The sequence below is a fragment of the Sphingomonas corticis genome (assembly GCF_012035195.1).
Classification (GTDB): Bacteria; Pseudomonadota; Alphaproteobacteria; order Sphingomonadales; family Sphingomonadaceae; genus Sphingomonas; species Sphingomonas corticis.
In genome coordinates this window covers 264,416-285,109 of the sequence record NZ_JAAVJH010000003.1, presented here as the reverse complement: position 1 = coordinate 285,109, position 20,694 = coordinate 264,416, and the positions used below count along the sequence as shown (strand labels likewise).

Below are 20,694 nucleotides of genomic sequence, written 5' to 3'. Positions count from 1 at the left end.
CAGGGCCAGGTCGACACCGTCGTGCGCGGCGATGCCGTCGTCACCCGCCACCGCCACGACAATCGCCTGGCGATGAGCCTCCTCGCCCGGCTCGATCGCCAGGTGGAGGCCGACGCCGACGCCGACGTGAAGGCGGCGCGGCTGGTCGCGCAGGAGTTCGACGCCTTTCTCGGCCTCGTCGATGCGGAGGAAGGGCCGGCGCGCGCCGGCCGCTTCCTCGCCCGGCGCTGCGGCACGCTGGCCGATCCCTCGGCCGAGCCGCCCGACGCCGCCGCCGCGCTCGCGCCGGTCTACGCGCTCGCCGCCGCCGACCGCTTCTGCCGCACCGGCGCCGCCGACGCGGCGGTGGCCGATCTCGATCCCGCCGCCCGCGCGCGCTGGACCGCGGAGCAATGGCTCCGTGCCGAGGCCGCCGGCATCGTCGCCTTCGCGCCCCCGCCCGGCCCCGTCGGATCCGCGCCGGCGCCTCAACACGCTCAACATTCGGCCGGGGACGCGCTCGATCCGCCGGTGTGGTGGGACGAGGACGAGCGCGATTGGCGCACGCGCTTTCCCCCGCCCGCCGGCTTCGACGATCACGAGTTCGGCGAGCCCGGCGACGCCGATTACGAGCGTGCGCTGACGGCGCGGGAAGCCGCGGCGATGGGCCCCGCGCCCGTGCCCGACCTCGCCCGCGCCGCCGCGGCGCGCGACGCCTTCTTCGCCGCGCGCGCCGGATACCCTCCCGCGCCGACGCGTTCTCCCGCCCGCGACGACAGCGAAAATCGTGGAGAACACAACGACATGAGCATCTTCGGCAGCATCAAGAAGGCGATCTTCGGCGATCACGGCCCGCTCGGCGGCCAGTTCTCCGGCAAGAAGGACGCCGCCCCCGCTCCCACGCCGCAGCCGACCCAGGCCGCCCCCCGCGCCGCTCCGGCGCCCACCCCGGCGCCGCACGCTCCCGCCGCCCCGTCCCCCGCCCCCGCTCCCGCCCCGGCCCCCGCCGCGGCCGTGGACGTCGAGCAGGTCCTCACCGGCATCGCCCAGCGAAAGGGCAATCCCGACTTCAACTGGCGCACCTCCATCGTCGACCTGATGAAGCTGCTCGATCTCGATTCCAGCCTGGCCAACCGCAAGGAACTGGCGACCGAGCTCGGCTACACCGGCGCCAAGGACGGCTCGGCGGAGATGAACATCTGGCTGCACAAGGCGGTGATGCGCGAGCTGGAGAAGAGCGGCGGCACCGTTCCGGCGGGGCTGAAGGATTGAGCGGCGCGCGCGGGGAACCTCTCCCGCGCGCTCCCGTTGCCCGCCACCCGACCCGTCCGTCAGCGGAGAATGACATGGATTACAAGAAGTTGAGTTTAGGCCTCGGCATCTTCTCGATCGCGCTCGGCGCGGTCGAGCTGCTCGCCCCGCGCCGCCTCACCCGCGTGCTGGACGCCGACGGGCACGAGGGGCTGGTCCGTGCCTTCGGCGCGCGCGAGTTGCTCGCCGGCGCCAATCTGCTGATGGCCCCCGCGCACGCCACCAACGTATGGAACCGTGCCGCGGGCGACGTGATGGATATCGCCGCCGCCGGCGCCGCGGTGGCGAACAGCCCGCGCAACCGCGCGACGTGGGGCGCGCTCGCCTTCGTCGTCGGCGCGCTGGCGCTCGACAGCTGGGTGGCCCGCGGGCTGGACCGGCAGACCGGCAAGACCCTCCCGCTCCGCACCGACGCGGCCGTGGACGGAGCAGTGAACGGGGCCGTGCCGGCATGAGCGGCGGGAACGACGCGCCCGCCCCGGCGGTTGAGGACGGCATGACCACCTCTTCGAAGAAGCGCCCGGCGACCCGCCCGGCCTCCGGCTCGAGCGGACACGGCAAGACCGCCGGCCGCACCGTCGCCATCGCCGCCGCCACCGCGGTCGGTACCGTCGCCGCGGCGGTGTTCGGCGCGCTGAAGCTCGGCTGGCTCGACCGCCCGCTCGGCCGCGAGCCGGGCAACGCCGAGCACCCGGTGCCCGATCTCGCCGCCGACGCGCCGACGCCGGGGACGGAGCGCGCGCCCGACGCCTTCCGGCCCGATCCCACCGCCCCGGTGCCCGACAGCGAGCGCGAGGCGCTGCGCCCCGCCACCGGGGCCCCGCCCACGCTGGCGGCGCAACGCGGCGAGATGGCGAACCAGACCGGCCTGGGCGGCTAGCGCCACGCCATCACCGCGCCCGACGTCGGCGTCCACCGTCCCGTGCGGACGCCGGCGAAGGCGAGCGCCCGCCCGGTCCAGTCGTTGCAGGTGTGCACGGCGTCGTAGCGTCCGCGGGCAGGATAGAAGGCGTCGTACCCGCCATAGCCCCGCACCGCCGCTCCGTTCCGGCGGGAGGCGAGGACGAAGGCGGCGAGGCGGCGGTATTCCCCCGGCCGCAGCACCAGCGGGCGAATGCCCCGGTCCGCCACCGGCGGCGCGACGTGCTCGACGTGGAGGACGGTGGCATCGCTCCCCGCCGCCGCGCGCAGCACGGTCGCCGGGCGCACGTCCCACCATGTCGGCGTGCCGACGAAGAAGCCGCGCTCGCCCCAGCTGACGGCGACGTGGCCCCAGCCGCCGTACCGCGGGTCGGCGATGTCGTCGGTGGGGAAGGCCGCGGCAAGGTTCACCCCCGCCGCCCGCTTGGGCAGCACAATCGACGTATGGATGCCATTGTCCTCGACGAACACGGTCACGCCCCGCTCCGCCGCCCGCCATCCCGGATTCGCCGCCATCCGGCTCGCCACCGCGGCGGCGGCGGCATAGCCGAAGAGCGGCAGCATGAGCAGCAGGATGGCGAGGCGCTTCACCCGCGGGACATAGGCGAAAAGCCGCCCTGATGGGAACCGGGCCGCTCGCCCCCGGTTGGTCGCCCGCCTCAAGCCCAGGAAATCGCATGACATCATTCCGCCTGAAGCCGGTGGCCGAGCAGGTGATCGTCATCACCGGTGCCAGTTCCGGCATCGGCCTCGCCACCGCCCGCACCGCCGCCGCCCGCGGTGCGAAGGTGGTGCTGGTCGCCCGCAACGCGGCCGCGCTGGCGCAGGCGGTGCGCGACATCGTCGGCGCGGGCGGAGAGGCGGACCATGTCGTCGCCGACGTCGGCGTGCTGGCCGAGGTGGAGGCCGCCGCCGCGCATGCCGTCGCCCGCTTCGGCCGCATCGACACCTGGGTCAGCAACGCCGGCGTCGCGATCTACGCCGCTCTGCTCGACACGCCGATGGACGAGCACGAGCGCCTGTTCCGCACCAATTATTTCGGCACGGTTCACGGCGCCCTCGCCGCGGTGCCGCGCCTGCGCGAGCGTGGCGGCGCGCTCGTCACCGTCGCCTCCATCGTCGCCGACATCCCGACCCCGGTGATGGGCGCCTATGCCGCGTCCAAGCACGCCGTCGCCGGCTACATCGGCTCGCTCCGCGTCGAGCTGGCCGCGGCGAAGGCGCCCGTGTCGGTCACGCTGGTGAAGCCGTCCGGGATCGCGACGCCGGTGGCGCAGCACGCCGCCAACCATCAGCAGGGCGAGGCGCTGATCCCGCCCCCGGTCTACGATCCGCAGCTGGTCGCCGACGCCATCCTCCATGCCGCAGAGCATCCGCGCCGCGAGATCGCCGTCGGTGGCCTCGGCCGGTTGCAGGCGCTGACGGTGATGCACTTTCCGTGGCTGCTCGACCTCGCCGGCGGCCTGTTCGCGAAGACCATGCGCGATCCGGCCCGCGCACCCACGCCGGGCGACAATCTCGACACCGCGGGCACCGACGGACGCGAGCGATCCGCGGTGCAGCACGGCCGCCGGGTCAGCCTGCATCGCCACGCCCCCGCACTCGCGGCCGGGGTCGCCGCGCTGGCGGGCGGGTGGTGGCTGGCGCGGCGCGCGGCTACTCGACGGTGACCGACTTGGCGAGGTTGCGCGGCTGGTCCACGTCCGTGCCTTTCGCCACCGCAACATGGTACGCCAGCAGCTGCACCGGCACCGCGTAGACCAGCGGCGCGATCAGCGGGTGCGCCTCGGGCATCTCGATCGTGGCGAGGCAGCCCTTGCCCGCCGCGGCGATGCCCTGCGCGTCGCTGATGAGCACCACCTTGCCCCCGCGCGCCTGCACCTCCTGCATGTTGCTGACGGTCTTCTCGAACAGCGGGCCGGACGGCGCGATGACGATCACCGGCACCGCCTCGTCGATCAGTGCGATGGGCCCGTGCTTCATCTCGCCGGCGGCATAGCCCTCGGCGTGAATGTAGCTGATTTCCTTCAGCTTCAGCGCGCCTTCCAGCGCCAGCGGATAGTCGGTCCCGCGGCCGAGGTAGAGCACGTCGCGCGCCCCCGCCACCGCGGGCGCCATCGCGGCGATCGCCTCGTCGTAGGACAGCGCGGCGTTCAGCGCGGCGGGCGCCTCGGCCAGGTGAGTCACGATCTCGCGCTCCTCGTCGGGCGAGAGCCGCCCCCTGGCGCGCGCGAAATTGGCGGCCAGGGCGGCGAGGACGGCCAGCTGGCAGGTGAACGCCTTGGTACTGGCCACGCCGATCTCCGGTCCGGCGTGGGTGGGCAGCAGCAGGTCCGCCTCGCGCGCCATCGTGCTGGTCGGGACGTTGACGACCGCGGCGATCTTCTGCCCCTCCGCCTTGGCGTGGCGCAGCGCGGCGAGCGTGTCGGCGGTCTCGCCCGACTGGCTGATGACGATCATCAGCCCCGCCTCCTCCATCACCGGCGCGCGGTAGCGGAACTCGCTCGCGACATCGAGGTCGACGGGGACGCGCGCGAACTGTTCGAACCAATATTTCGCGACCATGCCGGCGTAGAAGCTGGTGCCGCACGCGACGATGGTGACGCGGCGGATCGCGGCGAGGTCGAAGTCGTCGGGCACGGGCAGCGTCACCCGCTCCTCCAGCCGCTGGAGGTAGGACCGCAGCGTCTGCGCGACGACGATCGGCTGCTCGTAGATCTCCTTCAGCATGAAGTGGCGATGGTTGCCTTTGCTGATCGACACGTCGGACACGCCCGAGGCGACCACGTCGCGCTTCACCGGATCGTTCTCGCGATCGTACACCTGCACCCCGCCGTCGCGGGTCAGCACCACCCAGTCGCCCTCGTCGAGATAGGAGATGCGCTGCGTCAGCGGGGCCAGCGCCAGCGCGTCGGAGCCCAGGTACAGCTCGTCCCCCGTGCTCTCCGGACCGTAGCCGACCACCAGCGGCGAGCCGAGCCTGGCGCCGATCAGCAATCCCTCGTGCCGTCGAAACAGGATGGCGAGCGCGAAGGCGCCGTGCAGCTGCGGCAGCACCGCGCGCATCGCGGCGACGGGGTCGTCCCCGGCCTCCACCCGCTCGCTCACCAGATGCGCGACCACCTCCGTGTCGGTCTCGCTGGTGAACACGCGACCCCTCGCTTCAAGGGCTTCGCGCAGCGGCTTGAAGTTCTCGATGATGCCGTTGTGGACGACGGCGACCTCGTCGGTGGCGTGCGGGTGCGCGTTGTTCGTCGTCGGGCCGCCGTGCGTGGCCCAGCGCGTGTGCGCGATGCCGATGGTGCCCGGCAGCGGCTCGGCGTCGAGGACGGCGGCCAGGTTCCTCAGCTTGCCCGATGCGCGGCGGCGATCGATCGCGCCGTCGTGCAGCGTCGCGATGCCGGCGGAATCGTAGCCGCGGTACTCCAGCCGCTTCAGCCCTTCGAGCAGCCGGTCGGCGACGTCTTCACGGCCCAGGATGCCGACGATTCCACACATGGCGCGATGCTTCCGTTCAGAGGATGTAGGGGACGCGGATGCCCGGCATCGCCGCCGGGAAATCCTTGACGTTGCGGGTGACGAGGACGCGCCCGCGCAATTGCGCGGTGGCCAGGATGATCGCGTCCGGCGATTTCAGCCGCGGCCGCTCGCGCCGCAGCGCGGCGGCGCGATCCGCGATCTCCGCGTCGATCTCGTCCATGCGGAACCGGCCCAGGAAGCGACGCGCCTCGCGCACGGTGCCTTCGCCCCCCTTCGACAGCGCCTCGATCCACGCCACGCGGCTGATCCACATACCCGAACCGCTGTCGGCGATCCGGCGGATTTCCGCGTGGGCCGGCGGGTGCCCGAGCAGGGCGTCGATCAGGATGTTGGCGTCCAGCCCGTAGCCGCTCACCGCTCGTCCGGACCGGACGGGGTGTCCGCCTTGCCCGTGAGGCGCAGATAATGCGCGCGCTCCCGATCGTCCTGCTCGTCGAAACAATCCGGCGACTCGGCACGCACGTCTTCGTAGTCGTCGTCCCACGGCCGCGTCCATTCGGCGCGACGCTGACGATCGTACTCGTGCGGATCGATGGCCAGGCCCTCGCGCGCCCACAGCCCGAATCCGGCCTTCAGCCAGTCGTCGTCCGTTCCCTCGGCCTGCGCCTTGTAGGTCGACACCGCCTCGCGCAGCACCGACGCGCGCGACTTGCCGAGTTGCGCGGCGCGGCTGTCGAGCCACCTCACATCGTCTTCCGGCAGATCGGCGAGGATGCGGGTCATGCCGCGTTGATATCATAAGGTGATATCAGGTCAAGCTCGGCCTACCGCCTTCTTCGCCGCCATCATCTCGCGAAAGCGCCTGGCCCAGCCCGCCTTCGCCACCTGCGCCGGGCGCACCAGCGCCAGGGCGTCGGCGGGAACGTCCTGCGTCACCACCGATCCCGCCGCCACGATCGCCCCGTCGCCGATCGCCACCGGCGCGACCAGCGCGCTGTTCGATCCGACGAAGGCGCCCGCGCCGATCGTCGTGCGATACTTCAGAAAGCCGTCGTAGTTGCAGGTGATCGTGCCCGCGCCGATGTTCGCGCCCGCGCCCACGTCCGCGTCGCCCAGGTAGGTGAGGTGGTTCGCCTTCGCCCCCGCGCCCAGCACCGCCTTCTTCATCTCGACGAAATTGCCCACCTTGCTTGCCTCGCCCAGCACGGCGCCGGGGCGCAGCCGGGCATACGGGCCGACCTCCGCGCCGGCGCCCACCGTCGCGCCCTCGACATGGCTGAAGGCGTGGATCGTCGCACCGTCCGCCACGCTGACGCCGGGACCGAACACGACGTTGGGCCCCACCGTCACGTCGCGACCGAGCTGCGTGTCGTGCGCGAACCACACCGTCTCCGGCGCGGTCAGCGTCGCGCCGTCCGCCATCGCCCGCTCCCGCCGCGCGCGCTGCCATCCGGCCTCCACCGCCGCAAGTTCGCCGCGGCTGTTGATGCCGGCGACCTCGTCCTCGCCCGTCTCGATCGCGACCGCGCGCGCGCCCTCGGCGATGGCCAGCGTCACCACGTCGGGCAGGTAATATTCGCCCGCCGCATTGTCGTTGCCGACCGCCTCCAGCAGCCGCCACAGGTCGCGCGTGCGCACCGCGGTGACGCCCGAATTGCACAGGTCGACCGCGCGCTCCTCGGCGCTCGCGTCCTTGAACTCCACCATCTTGCGGATCGTGCCGTCGGCATCGGCGATGATGCGGCCATAAGCGCGCGCGTCGCGCGGACGGAAGCCGAGCACCGCGACCATCGGCGCATCCGCCGCCACCAGCCGCTCGGCCAGTCGCGCGACGGTATCGGTCGACAGCAGCGGCGTGTCGCCGAAGCAGACGATCGCGATGCCGTCGAACCCGGCCAGCGTGGCCTTCGCCTGCAAGGCGGCGTGGGCGGTGCCCAGCTGCTCGTGCTGCCACGCGATCTCCACTCCGGTGCCCGCGACCGCGGCCTCCACCTGCTCGCCCGAGGCACCGACCACCACCACGCGCCGCGTCGCGCCCGCGCGGTCCAGGCTGTCGATCAGGTGCAGCAGCATCGGCCTGCCCGCGATCGGGTGCAGCACCTTGTGGCGCACGGACTTCATGCGGGTGCCCTTGCCCGCGGCGAGGATGACGGCGGCGATCGGATCGGTCATCCGCGCCGCTTGCCAAGTTCGGCGTCGCGAGGCAACGCGCCCCGCACATGTCCCGCTTTCCCTTCGACATCGTCGGCTTCGACCTGGACGGCACGCTGCTGGACACCGGCGAGGACCTCGCCGCCGCGGTCAACCATACGCTCTCGCTCGCCGGGCGCGCGCCGATCCCGCGCGCGCAGGCGCTGTCCTACGTCGGCGGCGGCGTGCAGCAGCTGCTGCACCGCGTGCTGGCGGCGACCGGCGGCACCGATCCGGCGCTGGAGGAGCGGCTGCTGCCGCTGCACGGCGAGTGGTACCGCGCGCACCTGACCGACCACACGGCGCCCTATCCCGGCGCGCGCGAGGCGCTGGACGCGCTCGCCGTGCGGGGCGTGACGGTGGCGGTGGTGACGAACAAGCGCGAGGCGATCTCGCGCGAGCTGCTGGCCCGGCTCGGTCTCGCGGACCGGTTCGCGTGCATCATCGGCGGCGACACGATGGGGCCGGGCCGCAACAAGCCCGCGCCCGACCCGATCCTGGCCATGATCGAGCGCTGCGGCGGCGGCCGCGCCGCGTTCGTGGGCGATTCGCGCTACGACGTCGAGGCGGCGCACGCGGCGGGCGTGCCCGTCGTCGGCTGCGACTTCGGTTTCGGCCACGAAACGCCCGGCGCGGACGCGACGATCACGCATTTCGACCAGCTGCTGCCGGTGCTGGAACGATGGTAGCGCGCCTCGCCCGCATCCTGCTGGTCGCCGCGCTGATCGGCGCGGTCGCGATGGCGCTGACGCCGCGCCCGCCGTCGCTCCACGTCGGCGACAAGTGGCAGCACATGGCGGCGTTCGGCACGCTGACGATCCTGGCGGTGGCGGGCTTCCCGCGCAGCCCGCTGCATCGCATCGGCGAGCGGCTGTCGTTCCTCGGCGCGCTGATCGAGGTGTTCCAGTCGATCCCCGCGATCGGGCGCGATTGCGACGTGATGGACTGGCTGGCCGATACCTACGTCATCGTCGGCGTGCTGATCGTCGTCAGGATCGTGCGCGGTCCTTCCCCCGCCTCCCGCGCCAGCGCTTCCACCCCTTGATCGCCAGGTGCCGCGCCAGCAGCGCGGGCGGCATCCGGATGGCGTGGGAGCGGACGTAGAAGGCGAGCCGCGTCGCCGCGCGATCCTCCCGGCCCCAGTCGTCGCGCGCCAGCAGGCGGCGGCGGAACACGCCGTCGCCGGGCGCGGGCGCGCGCCATTCGCCCGGCACCGGCGTGCCGAACAGCGCGTGCGCCAGCCGCGCCGCCCGTGCCACCGGCGCCCCCGCGCCATGCTCGGCCACCCGCGCGGTCAGCTTTAGCCAGAAGTCTTCGTCCGCGTCGGCGAACTCGCGCAGCAGCCGGTCGATGTCGAACAGGTTGCGCAGCCCGCCCGCCAGGTCACCGTCCGCCAGGAGGTGCAGCGCGGCGTGGACGACCATGTCCTCGGGCGACAGCACGAACAGCCCGTCGCGCAGCGGCACCGCGCCCGCCACCAGCGCCGCGGCATCGGGCGCGATGCGCGCGGTGGGCGGCAGGATGGTGTGGTGGACGTCGATCAGCCGGTCGCGTGCCGGATGCACCAGCGGCGGCAGCTCGTGCATCCAGCGGCGGTAATAAGCGTCGTCGTAGCCGTCGTCCTTCACGTCCCGCCACCCCGCCGCGCGCAGCGCCGCCTCCACCGCGCCCAGCGCCTCGCGCGGCACCAGCACGTCCAGGTCGCCGATCGCCCGCCCTCGCCCCGCGGACAGCCCCGCCGCGACATAGGCCGTTCCCTTCAGCAGCAGCACCGGCACCCCCAGCGGCGCGAGCGCGCGTCGCGCCATCTCCGCCTCGAACAGGGCGGCGCGGCGCTGCTCCGCCGCCGCGCCCCGCGCCTCCGCCAGCAGCGGCGCGACCGGGGCGGGCACGGCCACGCCCGCCAGCCGGTGGGCCAGCGCGCCCGACAGCTGCTCCGCCCGCGCGACGCACAGCAGCGCGGTCCACGCATCGTCGGGCACGGGCCCGGTGGGATGCGCCAGCAGCTCCGTAAGCCGCTCTATAGCGCGCACCAGAGGTCCTCCACCAGCGTCACGCCCTCGTCGCTGTCGGCATAGTCGATCGCCCGCGCCGGCACGCGCGTCACCAGCCGCGTCAGCGCGTCGAACCCCGCCTCGCCCAGCAGCGCGTAGTTGGTCGACGCCTGCGTCAGCCGCACGAACGCCTCGCCCTCGTCCACCCGCCGCACCGCGCGCGCGGCACCGAAGCGGGGGAACAGCAGCAGCGCGGGAGTGGCGGGCACGTCCATCGCCGCGACGGCGCGCGCATCGGGCACCAGGTGGCGGATCGTGCCCTTGGGCGTTCCCTGCAGCACCGGGCCGAAGCGCGCGCCGGGCATCCGCCGCGCCAGTTCCGCCACGCTCTCGTTCTTCAGGCTGACGAGCCGCGGGAACGGCCGGGCCATGCCGCTGGCGAGGTCGATCAGCACGAACTCGTCGCCCAAGAAGCGCCACCCCGCCGCCATCAGCAGCGCGGACAGCGTCGACTTCCCCGCCCCGCTCTCCCCCGTCAGGATCACGCACCGCCCGTCGCGCTCCGCCGCCGCGGCGTGGAGCAGCAGGTGGCGGCGATGCCCCAGCGCCACCTGCAGGTTCATCGCCATCTCGGCCGCCAGCAGGCCGTGTTCCAGCGGCAGCGGCGCGGCGTCCGGCAGCATCAGGTCGCCGCCGAGCGCGATCGCGGGCCGCACCCGGCGCCGCCACGGCCGCGTCGCCGTCAGCCGCACCGTCGCGTCGGCGACGGTGGGAACCGGGTAATCGGCGTAGAGCGCGTCCAGCAGGGCGACCGGCGCGCGCCAGTCGCTGCCGATGCGGAAGCCTATCGGGCCGATCCGCCGCGAGGTCGCGTGCCTCACGCGCGTTCCACCAGTCCGGCGGCGACCAGCTCCTCCACCCGCGCCGCCAGCGCCGCCGGGTCGGGATCGGCCAGGTCGTAGTCGCGCGCCAGTGCCGCCAGCAGCGCCGCCTCCGTCATCTCCCCGCCGGCGAGAGCGCGCAGGATCTCCGGCGCGGGCGGGGCCAGCAGGTGGGTGGTGGCGGACGGGCGGTGGTACAGCGCGGTCAGCGCGCCGAGCGGGCGCAGCACGAAGGCCGCTTCCCCCGGCCCGCGCAGCACGGGGGCGCTACCTGCGCAACATCTGGACGGAGACGAAGCAGGTGAAGCCGGCCGTTCCGCGCTGGAGCCTGGAGACATATTTCAGATATGCCTGGCTGCGCTGATAGTCCATGCCCGGCAGCGTCCCGCCGCCGTTCATCGCGCGGCGCACGTCCTCGCCCTTCAGCGGTCGGCCGGGGGGCGCGAAGGCACCCTGCGTGCCCGCGGGCACGACCGTCCCGTCCGCGGCGACGTAGCCGCCGGCGCGTCCGGCGTCGGGCACCGGAATCTCGCACAACATCACCGATCCCGCCGCCTGCGCCAGCGCCGGCCGGATCGAGACCACGCTCGCCGCCCCCGCGGCGCCCAGCATCAGCGCGCGGCGGGTGGGTGAGGAGGGGGGAGTGTCGTCCATCGTGCGCGCGTCCTGCCACGCCGCGCACTTCCATATCGCTAACGCGGCCACAATCCCGGCTCCGGGCGCGCTGTGCCGATGCGGGATGGCGCGGGCCGTCACGGCGTACCGTCACCCGGCCTCGTGCCGGAGTCCAAGCGGCAAGGGTGAAGCCGGAAGTCGCCACCAGTTTCCCGTGGCGCACGCCGCCGCGCTTCCGCTACACCGCCGCGCGTGATCGACGAGCTTCCGCTGCGCACCTGGCTCGCCGTCGCGGTGGCGCTCGCCACCGCGGGCGTGGTCTATCTGCTGTCCGGTTCGGGCCAGGCCGCGCTCGCGACGCTGGCGGGCGGGGCCGCGCTGCTGGCGATCGTGGCCACGATGGACGAGCCCGACGCCCCGGCGCCCGAAGCGCCAGCCGCCACCCCGCCGGACGAGGGCGGCGGCGTGCTGGAGGGGGTGGCCGATCCCGTGCTGGTCGTCCGCCACGGCCGCGTCGCCGACGCCAACGCCGCGGCGCGCACGCTGCTTGGCGCCCACGTCGTCGGGGAGGATGCGCGCGTCGCGATCCGACACCCCGGCGCGGCGGAGCATCTCGCCGATGCCGCCACCGGCCGGCCGGGCGCGATCGAGCTGGTCGGCCTGGGCGGGCTGGAGGGGCGCTGGCTGATGCGCGCCGCCGCGATCGGGCCGGCGACGTCGGTGGTGCAGCTGTCCGACCGCACCGCCGAGCACGCGGCCGAGCGCATGCGCGTGGACTTCGTGGCGAACGCCAGCCACGAGCTGCGCACCCCGCTCGCCTCGATCCTCGGCTACGTCGAGACGCTGCAGGACGCCGCCGGGGAGGAGCCAGCCCTGCGCAACCGCTTCCTCGGCATCGTCTTCGACGAGGCGCGGCGGATGGAGCGGCTGGTCGAGGATCTGATGAGCCTGTCGCGGATCGAGGCGGACAAGTTCCGCCTGCCCAGCACCCGCGTCGATCTCGCCGCCTCCGCGCGGGAGGTATGTGCCACGCTGGCGACCACCCACGGCGATCGCGGCCGGGACATCGTGCTGGACGTCGCCGCCGACGTGCCGGAGGTGACCGGCGACGCCGCACAGCTGTCGCAGCTGCTCCACAACCTGGTCGGCAACGCGATGAAGTACGGCCGCGCCGGCACGCCCGTCCGCGTCTCGCTGACACCGCGAGAGGGGCTCGCCTGCCTCGTCGTCGCGGACCAGGGAGACGGCATCGCGGCCGATCACCTGCCGCGGCTGACGGAGCGCTTCTATCGCGTCGACGCGGGGCGCAGCCGGTCGCTGGGCGGCACCGGCCTTGGTCTCGCCATCGTCAAGCACATCGTCGAGCGGCATCGCGGCCGGCTGGACATCGCCAGCGAACCGGGCGTGGGTACGCGCGTCACCGTGGCGTTGCCGGCGGCGGCGGCTCCCGCTGTCATCAAGGCGTAACGCGGCTGTCACAAGGCCGCGGGCGTCATGCGCCGCCAACGGGGGCGGCGCGTCGTTGCGGGGAAGTGATGCCGCGTCGCCTCTCGACGCTCGCCGCGCTGCTGCCGGCGCTGTTCTGCTGCGCGTGCGTCGATCAGGCGGCGGGCGCGGGCGAGGGCGCGCGCGACCAGATCAAGGCGGTCGGCTCCTCCACCGTCTATCCCTTCACCACCCTCGTCGCCGAACAATATCTCGCCAACCATCCCGCCGCGAAGCCGCCGGTGATCGAATCGACCGGCACGGGCGCGGGGATGAAGCTGTTCTGCGCCGGCATCGGCGCGCGCCATCCCGATATCGCGGGCGCGTCGCGGCGGATGAAGCGCGCCGAATACGACCAGTGCCGCCGCAACGGCGTGGGCGGCGTCGTCGAGGTGCAGGTCGGCATCGACGGCATCGCCTTCGCCGAGGCGCTGGACGGTCCGCGCATGGCGCTGACCAGCGCGGACCTGTATCGCGCGCTGGCGCTCGCCCCCGGCGGCCGGCCCAATCGCGCGCGCGCCTGGCGCGACGTGAACCCGGCGCTGCCCGCCACGCCGATCCAGGTGTACGGCCCGCCCGCCACCAGCGGGACGCGCGACGCGCTGGCCGAGCTGATCCTCGCCAGGGGCTGCCTCGCGGTCGATCCCGCCGCGGCGGCGCTGAAGGCGCGCGACGAGGCCGCATTCCAGGCGCGCTGCCAGCGCGTGCGCGAGGACGGCGGCTACATCGACGCGGGCGAGAACGACAATCTGATCGTGCAGAAGCTTCAGGCCAATCCACAGGCGATCGGCATTTTCGGCTACGGCTATCTCGAGGAGAACCTGCGCGCGGTGCGCGGCGTGGCGGTGGACGGCGTGGCGCCGGACTATCGCGCCATCGCGGCCGGCCGATACCCCGGCGCGCGCCCGCTCTACCTCTACGTGAAGACCGCGCACCTGCACGCCATCCCCGGCCTGCGCGCCTTCCTGCGCGACTATGCGCGGCTGTGGTCGGACGACGGCCCGCTGGTGCGCCGCGGCCTGATCGCCTCGCCGCCCGCGGTGCGCGCCGCCGCGGCGCAAACGATCGTGCGCGAGACGCCGCTCGATCCGGCGACCCTGCACTGACGATGCCCGCTTCCGGCCTCCTCTTCCTCGTCGCCGCGCTGGCGCTGATCGGCTGGGTCAGCGCCCGTGCCCGTGCGGCGCGGTTCCGCGCAGGGACGCAGCGGCGCTTCAGCTCGCTGCCGCAGCACCACGGCTGGTTCGTGGCGCTGTGTACGCTGATCCCGGCGCTGCTGTTCCTCAGCGTGTGGCAGTTCACGTCCCCCGCGCTCGTCACCGACGCCGTGATCGCCACCCCGGCCGCCGCCGCGCTGCCGCCGCCCGGGCTGGACCGCGCCGCGATCCTGTCGGAGGCGCGCAACCTGGCAAACGGGTACGCCTATGGCGCGTTCCACCCGCTCTCCTCGCGGCTCGCCCCCGCCTATGCCGCGGCGCAGGACCGGTTCGACCTGATCGCCAGCGTCGCCGCGCTGCTGCTCGCCTTCGCCGGCGGTGCGCTCTCGTTCCTCGCGGTGCGTCCCGGCTTCTCCGCACGCACGCACGTGGAGCGGGTGGTGATGGCACTGCTGCTCGCCGCCTCGCTCCTCGCCATCCTGACGACGCTCGGCATCGTCGCCAGCCTCCTCGTCGAGAGCGCGCGCTTCTTCCGCATCGTGCCCGTGGCCGACTTCCTGTTCGGCACGCACTGGTCGCCGCAGGTCATCGACCCGCGCGATCCGGGCGCGAGCCTGGGCGCGGTGCCGCTGTTCTGGGGCACGTTCTTCATCGGCGCGATCATCGCCATGGCCGTGGCGATCCCGCTCGGCTTGATGAGCGCGATCTACCTGACGCAATATGCCGCGCCCGCCACGCGCCGCTGGATCAAGCCGCTGCTGGAGATCCTCGCCGGCGTGCCGACCGTCGTCTACGGCTATTTCGCCGCGCTGACGGTGGCGCCCGCGGTGCGCGAGCTGGGCGTCGCGCTCGGCATCGCGAACGCCACGTCGGAGAGCGCGCTGGCCGCGGGGCTGGTGATGGGCGTGATGATCGTCCCCTTCGTCTCCTCCATGGCGGACGACAGCCTCGCCGCGGTTCCCGCCTCCATGCGCGACGGCAGCCTGGCGATGGGCGCCACCCGGTCGGAGACGATCCGGCAGGTCCTCGTCCCCGCCGCCCTCCCCGGCGTGGTCGGCGGCGTGCTGCTGGCGGTCAGCCGCGCGATCGGCGAGACGATGATCGTCGTGATGGCGGCCAGCGGCGTTGCCACGCTGACGCTCAATCCCTTCGCCAGCACGACGACGGTGACGAAGCAGATCGTCGATCTCCTCACCGGCGAGGCGGCGTTCGATTCGGCGAAGACGCTCGCCGCCTTCGCGCTCGGCCTCACGCTGTTCGCGATCACCTTCATGCTGAACGTCGTCGCGCTGATGGTCGTGCGGCGGTATCGCGAGGCGTATGACTGAGCGGCAGCCCACCGACTGGCGCGCGCCTGCGATGCAGCGGCGGCTGCGGCGGCGCTACGCGGCGGAGCGGCGCTTCCGCCTGCTCGGCCTCGCCGCCATCCTCGCGTCCGCGGCCTTCCTGGCCTTCCTGCTGGTCTCCATGGTGGCGCGCGGCGCCGGCGGCTTCGTCGAGACCCGCGTCGCGCTGCCGCTGGACCTGTCGGACGTCAGGATCGAGGGCGCGCGGCTGATGGGGCCGGGCGCGGACCTGGCGCTGGCGGGCGCGGGGCTGGAGAACGCGGTGGATCGCGCCGCCGACGCCGCCTTCGCCCCCGCCGGCGGAGCGGCGATCCTGTCCGACGGCGCGTGGCTCGTCGTGCGCGACGCGGTGAAGCGCGATCCCGGCCTCCTCGGCCGCCGCACCGTGCTGGACGTGCCGGTGGCGACGGAGATCGACATCGCGCGCAAGGGCCGCGGCACGCCCGAGGCGGAGGCTTCGGTGCGCCGGCTGGGCGACCGGCTGTCAAGCGGCCTCAACACCGATTTCTTCGCCGGCGCCGACGCCACCGATCCCACCCGCGCGGGCATCTGGGGCGCGCTGAAGGGATCGCTGCTGACCATGGCGGTGACGATGGCGCTCGCCTTCCCGATCGGCGTCCTCGCCGCGCTCTATCTGGAGGAATATGCGCCGAGGAACCGCGTCACCGACGTGATCGAGGTGTCGATCAACAATCTCGCCGCGGTGCCGTCGATCATCTTCGGCCTGCTCGGGCTGGCGGTGTTCCTCGGCACCTTCCACCTGCCGCGCTCCGCCGCACTGGTCGGCGGGCTGACGCTCGCGCTGATGACGATGCCCGTCATCGTCATCGCTGGCCGCAACGCGATCAAGGCCGTGCCGCCCTCGATCCGCGACGCCGCGCGCGCGCTGGGCGCATCCCGCGTACAGGTCGTCTTCCACCACGTCCTGCCGCTCGCGCTGCCCGGCATCCTCACCGGCACGATCATCGGCATGGCGCGCGCGCTGGGCGAGACCGCACCCTTGCTGATGATCGGGATGCGGGCCTTCATCGCCGCCCCGCCCGACCGGCTGACCGACCCCGCCACCGCGCTGCCGGTGCAGATCTTCCTCTGGTCGGACGAGGTCAGCCAGGGCTTCGTCGAGAAGACGTCGGCGGCGATCATCGTCCTGCTCGTCGTCCTGCTCGCGATGAACGGCCTCGCCATCTACCTCCGCAACCGCTTCGAGACCCGCTGGTGACCGATCACGCGAAAATCACGGCCGAAGGCGTCAACGTCTTCTATGGCGCCAAGCAGGCGATCCGGAACGTGTCGCTGCACGTCCGCCAGGACGAGGTGACCGCCTTCATCGGCCCGTCGGGCTGCGGCAAATCCACCTTCCTGCGCACGCTGAACCGCATGAACGACACGATCGCCGGCGCTCGCGTGGAGGGCGACGTGCGGCTGGACGGGGAGGACATCTACGCCCGCGCGATGGACGTGGTGCAGCTGCGCGCGCGGGTCGGCATGGTCTTCCAGAAGCCGAACCCCTTTCCCAAGTCGATCTTCGAGAACGTGGCCTACGGCCCGCGCATCCACGGTCTCGCGCGATCCAAGGCGGAGCTGGCGCAGATCGTCGAACGCTCGCTCCAGCGCGCGGGGCTGTGGAACGAGGTGAAGGACCGCCTGTCCGAATCGGGCACCGCGCTGTCGGGCGGCCAGCAGCAGCGGCTGTGCATCGCACGCGCCATCGCCGTCGATCCGGAAGTCATCCTGATGGACGAGCCGTGCAGCGCGCTCGATCCCATCGCGACCGCGCGCATCGAGGAGCTGATCTCCGACCTGCGCGGCCGCTACGCCATCGTCATCGTCACGCACAACATGCAGCAGGCGGCGCGCGTGTCGCAGAAGACGGCCTTCTTCCACCTCGGCGAACTGGTCGAATACGGCGACACCTCCGCCATGTTCACCAACCCGCGCGAGGAGCGGACGAAGGATTACATCACCGGCCGGTACGGCTGAGGAGCGGAGCCATGGCGAGCCAGCAGGAACATACGGTCAAGGCGTTCGATCAGGACATCGGGCAGCTGCGCGGCCTCATCTCGCAGATGGGCGGCCTGGCGGAGGCGGCGATCGGCCACGCGATGACGGCGCTGCAGCGCGGCGACCTCGAACTCGCCGACCGCATCCGCCAGGACGACCGCCGCATCGACGCGATCGAGGCGGACGTGGAGCGGACGGCGGTGCGCATCATCGCGCTGCGCGCGCCGCTGGCCAACGACCTGCGCGAGGTGGTCGCGGCGCTGAAGATCGCCGCGGTGGTGGAGCGGATCGGCGACTATGCGAAGAACATCGCCAAGCGCGTGCCGCTGATCGAGGGCGAGCACCGGATCGAGCCGCTGTCCACCGTTCCCGCCATGGCGAAGATCGCGGCGGAAATGGTGCACGACGCGCTCGATGCCTTCGCCGCGCGCGACGCGGCCAAGGCGGTCGAGATCGTCCGCCGCGACCGCACGCTGGACGATTTCTACGACAGCATCTTCCGGACGCTCGTCACCTACATGGTCGAGAATCCGAAGACGATCAGCCAGTGCGCGCACCTGCTGTTCGTCGCCAAGAACCTGGAGCGGATCGGCGACCACGCGACCAACGTCGCGGAGATGGTCCATTTCGCCGCCACCGGGAACCAGATGACCGATCGCGAATGGGGAAATCAGTGATGGCCAATGCACGGATGCTGCTGGTGGAGGACGATTCGGCGCTGGCCGAGTTGCTGATCTGGCATTTCACCCGCGAGGACTTCGACGTCCAGCACACCATCGACGGCGAGGAGGCGCTGCTGCTCGCCAAGGAGACGCCGCCCGACATCGTCCTGCTCGACTGGATGGTGGAGGGGCTGTCCGGCATCGAGGTGTGCCGCCGCCTGCGCCGCGCCGCGGAGACGCAGAACGTGCCGATCATCATGCTCACCGCGCGCGGCGAGGAGGAGGATCGCGTCCGCGGCTTGGAAACCGGGGCGGACGATTACGTGACGAAGCCCTTCTCCCCGCGCGAGCTGGTGGCGCGCGTCGGCGCGGTGCTGCGCCGCGTGCGCCCGGCGCTGGCGGGGGAGGCGCTCAGCTACTCCGACCTCGAGATGGACACGGTGGGCCACAAGGTCCGGCGCGGCGGTGAGGTGATCCCGCTGGGGCCGACCGAGTTCCGGCTGCTCAAGCACTTCCTCGAACATCCCGGCCACGTCTTCTCGCGCGAGCGGCTGCTGGACAGCGTGTGGGGGCACGACAGCGACATCGAGAGCCGCACCGTCGACGTCCACATCCGCCGCCTGCGCAAGGCGATCAACGAGGGCGGCCGCCCCGACATCATCCGCACCGTCCGCTCCGCCGGCTACGCCCTCGACGCGGGGCATTGACCGGGCGTCGTCGCACGACCAGCTTCCCCGTTCGCACCGAGCTTGTCGACGTGTCGCTTCTCCCCACCGATCGCAGGGGAGGCAGGTGCAGGCGCCAACCGGATGGGGATGCCGTTCAGCCTCGGCCGGTCGAACAACCGACCTCCCTCCCGTCATGCCGGGCCTGTCCCGGCATCCACGGTGCCGCACTCCGACCAGCCTTCGAGTTCGCGGCACGGGGGACCCGGGCACGAGGCCGGGGCGACGAGGTGCCTGCGGCGTACAGCGGCTCGGTGCTGGCGCGGCCGGCCACCGAGAGGATTCCGCCTTCGCAACGAATTTGCCGCTTCATTGAACCCAAGGTCGCCGTCGGGCGTTGGCCGGCCGCTATTGATGTTCCCGCGTCCGTCGTGGCGCCTCGACAGGAGACCATCCGATGAAGTCGATCCTTCTCGCCGCCGCGGCGGTGATCGCGGTGCCCGCCATCGCGCAGGACACGCCGCCGGCGACCCCGCCCTCGGCGCAGACCACGCCCGCGGACCAGTCGACCACCACGCCGCCGGACACCGCGACGCCCGCCGACCCCGCCGCCACGACCGCCGACCCCGCGGCCGCGCCGGCCGATCCGGCCACCGCGCCCGCCGATCCGGGCATGACGACGCAGTCGCCGGCTCCCGCCACGCCGACGACCGGCGACGCCGCCACCCCGCCGATGGGCGCGCCCGCGACCGGCGCCGGCCCCGCCACGGAGACGTCGGGCGGTTACGCCCCGGCGGGCAACGGCGCCTCCGGCCCGGTGCAGCCGGGCGCGAACGTCCGCTTCCAGGCCGCACAGTCGCCGTCCGAAGCCTTCCCGCCGCCCCCGGCGAAGGAGAGCTACCCGATCTGCAAGAAGGGTCAGTACGACGGCTGCATGCAGGCCAGCGACGCGCGCCGCTCGAAGCGTACCCGTCGCTGACGGCTGAGCTGACGGAAACGTCAACCGGCGGTTGCGCCGGTTAGAAGGTCGAGTATGGAGGGCGCTTCCGATCCAAGCGAGGGGAGCGCCTTTTCCATGTCCATCCGTTTCGACAACAAGGTCGCCATCGTCACCGGTGCCGGCGGTGGCCTGGGCCGCGAATATGCGCTCGAACTCGCCCGCCGCGGCGCGAAGGTCGTCGTCAACGACCTCGGCGGCGACCGCACCGGGACCGGCGCCTCCGACGCCGCGCAGAAGGTGGTGGCGGAGATCGAGGCCGCCGGCGGCGAGGCGATGGCCAACGGCGCCAGCGTCACCGAATACGACCAGATGGTCGAGATGGTCGCGCGTGCCAAGGAGAAGTGGGGCGGCGTCCACATCCTCCTCAACAACGCCGGCGTGCTGCGCGACCGCACGTTCGCGAAGATGGAGCCCGCGGACTTCGCCTTCGTCGTCAACGTCCACCTGCTCGGCAGCGCCTATGCGACCAAGGCGGTGTGGGAGACGATGCGCGAGCAGAACTACGGCCGCATCCTGATGACCGCGTCCTCCACCGGTCTGTTCGGCAACTTCGGCCAGGCGAATTACGGCGCCGCGAAGCTCGGCCTCGCCGGCCTCACGAAGACGCTGTACCTCGAAGGCGCGAAGAACAACATCAAGGTGAACACCATCGCCCCCGTCGCGGGCACGCGCATGACCGAGGACCTGTTTCCCGAGGCCGCCTTCCAGGCCTTCGCACCGGAGAAGGTCGTTCCCGCCGCCCTCTACCTCGTCAGCGAGGATGCGCCGACGAACCAGATCGTCGGGGCCGGCGCGGGCGTGTTCCAGGCGAGCTATGTCACGCTGACGCCGGGCAAGCTGCTGACCGGCGACGACCTGTCGCCCGAGGGCGTGGCGGCGCACTGGGCCGAGATCACCGACCGCAACGGCGAGATCGTGCCCGATTCGGGTGCGGGCCAGTCGATGTTGATCGGCAAGAAGCTGGCGGGCGGCTGAGCTTCCCCGTTCGTGCTGAGGAGCGGCTGAGC

General features: G+C 72.7%; 24 protein-coding genes. 15 read left to right on the top strand and 9 right to left on the bottom strand.

Annotated features, from left to right (window positions below):
• Nucleotides 1–783: 783 nt before the first annotated feature.
• The 3 genes from HBH26_RS06410 to HBH26_RS06400 all read left to right on the top strand — a co-directional run bounded on the left by HBH26_RS06410 (nucleotide 784) and on the right by HBH26_RS06400 (nucleotide 2,170).
• Complete coding sequence (locus HBH26_RS06410; protein ID WP_168133941.1) at nucleotides 784–1,251, top strand: DUF3597 domain-containing protein; 468 nt, start codon at nucleotides 784–786, stop codon at nucleotides 1,249–1,251.
• A 74-nt stretch (nucleotides 1,252–1,325) separates the two neighbouring features.
• A complete protein-coding gene (locus HBH26_RS06405; RefSeq protein WP_168133762.1) occupies nucleotides 1,326–1,745 on the top strand; it encodes a hypothetical protein in 420 nt (139 codons plus the stop codon).
• Entirely contained in the window at nucleotides 1,742–2,170 is a 429-nt protein-coding gene (locus HBH26_RS06400) for a hypothetical protein (RefSeq protein ID WP_168133761.1), read from the top strand. The genes HBH26_RS06405 and HBH26_RS06400 overlap by 4 nt, the downstream gene beginning before the upstream one ends.
• Here the strand turns inward: HBH26_RS06400 and HBH26_RS06395 are convergent.
• A complete protein-coding gene (locus HBH26_RS06395) occupies nucleotides 2,167–2,802 on the bottom strand; it encodes a DUF2459 domain-containing protein (protein ID WP_338057276.1) in 636 nt (211 codons plus the stop codon). The genes HBH26_RS06400 and HBH26_RS06395 overlap by 4 nt on opposite strands.
• An 86-nt stretch (nucleotides 2,803–2,888) precedes the next feature.
• Here HBH26_RS06395 and HBH26_RS06390 point away from each other — a divergent pair, with 86 nt between their 5' ends.
• Nucleotides 2,889–3,881, top strand: a complete 993-nt coding sequence (locus HBH26_RS06390; RefSeq protein ID WP_168133759.1) for an SDR family oxidoreductase — start codon at nucleotides 2,889–2,891, stop codon at nucleotides 3,879–3,881.
• Here the strand turns inward: HBH26_RS06390 and glmS are convergent.
• From glmS to glmU, 4 genes are read right to left on the bottom strand one after another with little or no spacing between them, the layout of a single operon-like run.
• Nucleotides 3,868–5,709, bottom strand: a complete 1,842-nt coding sequence (gene glmS / locus HBH26_RS06385; protein ID WP_168133758.1) for a glutamine--fructose-6-phosphate transaminase (isomerizing) — start codon at nucleotides 5,707–5,709, stop codon at nucleotides 3,868–3,870. The genes HBH26_RS06390 and glmS overlap by 14 nt on opposite strands.
• A gap of 16 nt (nucleotides 5,710–5,725) precedes the next feature.
• A complete protein-coding gene (locus HBH26_RS06380; RefSeq protein ID WP_168133757.1) occupies nucleotides 5,726–6,106 on the bottom strand; it encodes a PIN domain-containing protein in 381 nt (126 codons plus the stop codon).
• A complete protein-coding gene (locus tag HBH26_RS06375; RefSeq protein WP_168133756.1) occupies nucleotides 6,103–6,474 on the bottom strand; it encodes a ribbon-helix-helix protein, CopG family in 372 nt (123 codons plus the stop codon). The genes HBH26_RS06380 and HBH26_RS06375 overlap by 4 nt, the downstream gene beginning before the upstream one ends.
• Before the next feature lie 30 nt (nucleotides 6,475–6,504).
• Nucleotides 6,505–7,863, bottom strand: a complete 1,359-nt coding sequence (gene glmU / locus HBH26_RS06370) for a bifunctional UDP-N-acetylglucosamine diphosphorylase/glucosamine-1-phosphate N-acetyltransferase GlmU (RefSeq protein ID WP_168133755.1) — start codon at nucleotides 7,861–7,863, stop codon at nucleotides 6,505–6,507.
• A 47-nt stretch (nucleotides 7,864–7,910) separates the two neighbouring features.
• On the opposite strand from glmU, the gene HBH26_RS06365 reads away from it, so the two are divergent.
• Nucleotides 7,911–8,570, top strand: coding sequence for an HAD-IA family hydrolase (locus tag HBH26_RS06365; RefSeq protein WP_168133754.1), 660 nt, complete (start codon nucleotides 7,911–7,913; stop codon nucleotides 8,568–8,570).
• Nucleotides 8,564–8,926, top strand: coding sequence for a VanZ family protein (locus HBH26_RS06360; RefSeq protein ID WP_168133753.1), 363 nt, complete (start codon nucleotides 8,564–8,566; stop codon nucleotides 8,924–8,926). The genes HBH26_RS06365 and HBH26_RS06360 overlap by 7 nt, the downstream gene beginning before the upstream one ends.
• On the opposite strand, the gene HBH26_RS06355 is transcribed toward HBH26_RS06360, so the two are convergent.
• From HBH26_RS06355 to HBH26_RS06340, 4 genes are read right to left on the bottom strand one after another with little or no spacing between them, the layout of a single operon-like run.
• Nucleotides 8,871–9,914, bottom strand: coding sequence for a nucleotidyltransferase domain-containing protein (locus tag HBH26_RS06355; protein ID WP_420824979.1), 1,044 nt, complete (start codon nucleotides 9,912–9,914; stop codon nucleotides 8,871–8,873). The two genes, HBH26_RS06360 and HBH26_RS06355, sit on opposite strands and share 56 nt — an antisense overlap.
• Nucleotides 9,902–10,756: an HprK-related kinase A gene (locus HBH26_RS06350; RefSeq protein WP_168133752.1), complete on the bottom strand. Its 855-nt coding sequence runs from the start codon at nucleotides 10,754–10,756 to the stop codon at nucleotides 9,902–9,904. Before HBH26_RS06350 ends, HBH26_RS06355 begins: the two co-directional genes overlap by 13 nt.
• On the bottom strand, nucleotides 10,753–11,016 hold the full coding sequence (locus tag HBH26_RS06345) for an HPr-rel-A system PqqD family peptide chaperone (protein WP_338057275.1): 264 nt from the start codon (nucleotides 11,014–11,016) through the stop codon (nucleotides 10,753–10,755). Before HBH26_RS06345 ends, HBH26_RS06350 begins: the two co-directional genes overlap by 4 nt.
• Nucleotides 11,017–11,023: 7 nt before the next feature.
• Nucleotides 11,024–11,410 (bottom strand): hypothetical protein, encoded by a 387-nt coding sequence (locus HBH26_RS06340; protein WP_168133750.1) that lies wholly within the window; start codon nucleotides 11,408–11,410, stop codon nucleotides 11,024–11,026.
• Between the two features lie 213 nt (nucleotides 11,411–11,623).
• On the opposite strand from HBH26_RS06340, the gene HBH26_RS06335 reads away from it, so the two are divergent.
• The 9 genes from HBH26_RS06335 (at nucleotide 11,624) to HBH26_RS06295 (ending at nucleotide 20,662) form a co-directional block, all read left to right on the top strand.
• Complete coding sequence (locus tag HBH26_RS06335; protein ID WP_168133749.1) at nucleotides 11,624–12,838, top strand: ATP-binding protein; 1,215 nt, start codon at nucleotides 11,624–11,626, stop codon at nucleotides 12,836–12,838.
• 68 nt (nucleotides 12,839–12,906) lie between these two features.
• Complete coding sequence (locus HBH26_RS06330) at nucleotides 12,907–13,962, top strand: substrate-binding domain-containing protein (RefSeq protein ID WP_168133748.1); 1,056 nt, start codon at nucleotides 12,907–12,909, stop codon at nucleotides 13,960–13,962.
• Nucleotides 13,963–13,964: 2 nt separating this feature from the next.
• Nucleotides 13,965–15,341 carry a phosphate ABC transporter permease subunit PstC gene (gene pstC, locus HBH26_RS06325; protein ID WP_168133747.1) on the top strand — a complete coding sequence of 459 codons (1,377 nt, stop codon included), beginning with the start codon at nucleotides 13,965–13,967 and terminating at the stop codon, nucleotides 15,339–15,341.
• A complete protein-coding gene (gene pstA, locus HBH26_RS06320) occupies nucleotides 15,334–16,578 on the top strand; it encodes a phosphate ABC transporter permease PstA (protein WP_239024604.1) in 1,245 nt (414 codons plus the stop codon). The genes pstC and pstA overlap by 8 nt, the downstream gene beginning before the upstream one ends.
• The gene (gene pstB, locus HBH26_RS06315) at nucleotides 16,575–17,339 is read left to right on the top strand and encodes a phosphate ABC transporter ATP-binding protein PstB (RefSeq protein WP_338057274.1); all 765 of its coding nucleotides are present in this window, start codon (nucleotides 16,575–16,577) and stop codon (nucleotides 17,337–17,339) included. The genes pstA and pstB overlap by 4 nt, the downstream gene beginning before the upstream one ends.
• Nucleotides 17,340–17,350: 11 nt before the next feature.
• Nucleotides 17,351–18,037, top strand: coding sequence for a phosphate signaling complex protein PhoU (gene phoU / locus HBH26_RS06310; RefSeq protein ID WP_168133746.1), 687 nt, complete (start codon nucleotides 17,351–17,353; stop codon nucleotides 18,035–18,037).
• Entirely contained in the window at nucleotides 18,037–18,729 is a 693-nt protein-coding gene (phoB, locus tag HBH26_RS06305) for a phosphate regulon transcriptional regulator PhoB (RefSeq protein WP_168133745.1), read from the top strand. The genes phoU and phoB overlap by 1 nt, the downstream gene beginning before the upstream one ends.
• A 415-nt stretch (nucleotides 18,730–19,144) precedes the next feature.
• Nucleotides 19,145–19,666, top strand: a complete 522-nt coding sequence (locus HBH26_RS06300; RefSeq protein WP_168133744.1) for a hypothetical protein — start codon at nucleotides 19,145–19,147, stop codon at nucleotides 19,664–19,666.
• A gap of 96 nt (nucleotides 19,667–19,762) precedes the next feature.
• Nucleotides 19,763–20,662: an SDR family NAD(P)-dependent oxidoreductase gene (locus tag HBH26_RS06295; protein WP_168133743.1), complete on the top strand. Its 900-nt coding sequence runs from the start codon at nucleotides 19,763–19,765 to the stop codon at nucleotides 20,660–20,662.
• Nucleotides 20,663–20,694 lie beyond the last annotated feature (32 nt).

Bases quoted from the DNA above. Each gene is read 5' to 3' on its own strand.
- HBH26_RS06410 (WP_168133941.1), top strand. From the start codon at position 784: ATGAGCATCTTCGGCAGCATCAAGAAGGCGATCTTCGGCGATCACGGC.
- HBH26_RS06405 (WP_168133762.1), top strand. From the start codon at position 1,326: ATGGATTACAAGAAGTTGAGTTTAGGCCTCGGCATCTTCTCGATCGCG.
- HBH26_RS06400 (WP_168133761.1), top strand. From the start codon at position 1,742: ATGAGCGGCGGGAACGACGCGCCCGCCCCGGCGGTTGAGGACGGCATG.
- HBH26_RS06390 (WP_168133759.1), top strand. From the start codon at position 2,889: ATGACATCATTCCGCCTGAAGCCGGTGGCCGAGCAGGTGATCGTCATC.
- glmS (WP_168133758.1), bottom strand. From the start codon at position 5,709: ATGTGTGGAATCGTCGGCATCCTGGGCCGTGAAGACGTCGCCGACCGG.
- HBH26_RS06375 (WP_168133756.1), bottom strand. From the start codon at position 6,474: ATGACCCGCATCCTCGCCGATCTGCCGGAAGACGATGTGAGGTGGCTC.
- glmU (WP_168133755.1), bottom strand. From the start codon at position 7,863: ATGACCGATCCGATCGCCGCCGTCATCCTCGCCGCGGGCAAGGGCACC.
- HBH26_RS06365 (WP_168133754.1), top strand. From the start codon at position 7,911: ATGTCCCGCTTTCCCTTCGACATCGTCGGCTTCGACCTGGACGGCACG.
- HBH26_RS06360 (WP_168133753.1), top strand. From the start codon at position 8,564: ATGGTAGCGCGCCTCGCCCGCATCCTGCTGGTCGCCGCGCTGATCGGC.
- HBH26_RS06340 (WP_168133750.1), bottom strand. From the start codon at position 11,410: ATGGACGACACTCCCCCCTCCTCACCCACCCGCCGCGCGCTGATGCTG.
- HBH26_RS06330 (WP_168133748.1), top strand. From the start codon at position 12,907: ATGCCGCGTCGCCTCTCGACGCTCGCCGCGCTGCTGCCGGCGCTGTTC.
- pstC (WP_168133747.1), top strand. From the start codon at position 13,965: ATGCCCGCTTCCGGCCTCCTCTTCCTCGTCGCCGCGCTGGCGCTGATC.
- pstA (WP_239024604.1), top strand. From the start codon at position 15,334: ATGACTGAGCGGCAGCCCACCGACTGGCGCGCGCCTGCGATGCAGCGG.
- phoU (WP_168133746.1), top strand. From the start codon at position 17,351: ATGGCGAGCCAGCAGGAACATACGGTCAAGGCGTTCGATCAGGACATC.
- phoB (WP_168133745.1), top strand. From the start codon at position 18,037: ATGGCCAATGCACGGATGCTGCTGGTGGAGGACGATTCGGCGCTGGCC.
- HBH26_RS06300 (WP_168133744.1), top strand. From the start codon at position 19,145: ATGAAGTCGATCCTTCTCGCCGCCGCGGCGGTGATCGCGGTGCCCGCC.
- HBH26_RS06295 (WP_168133743.1), top strand. From the start codon at position 19,763: ATGTCCATCCGTTTCGACAACAAGGTCGCCATCGTCACCGGTGCCGGC.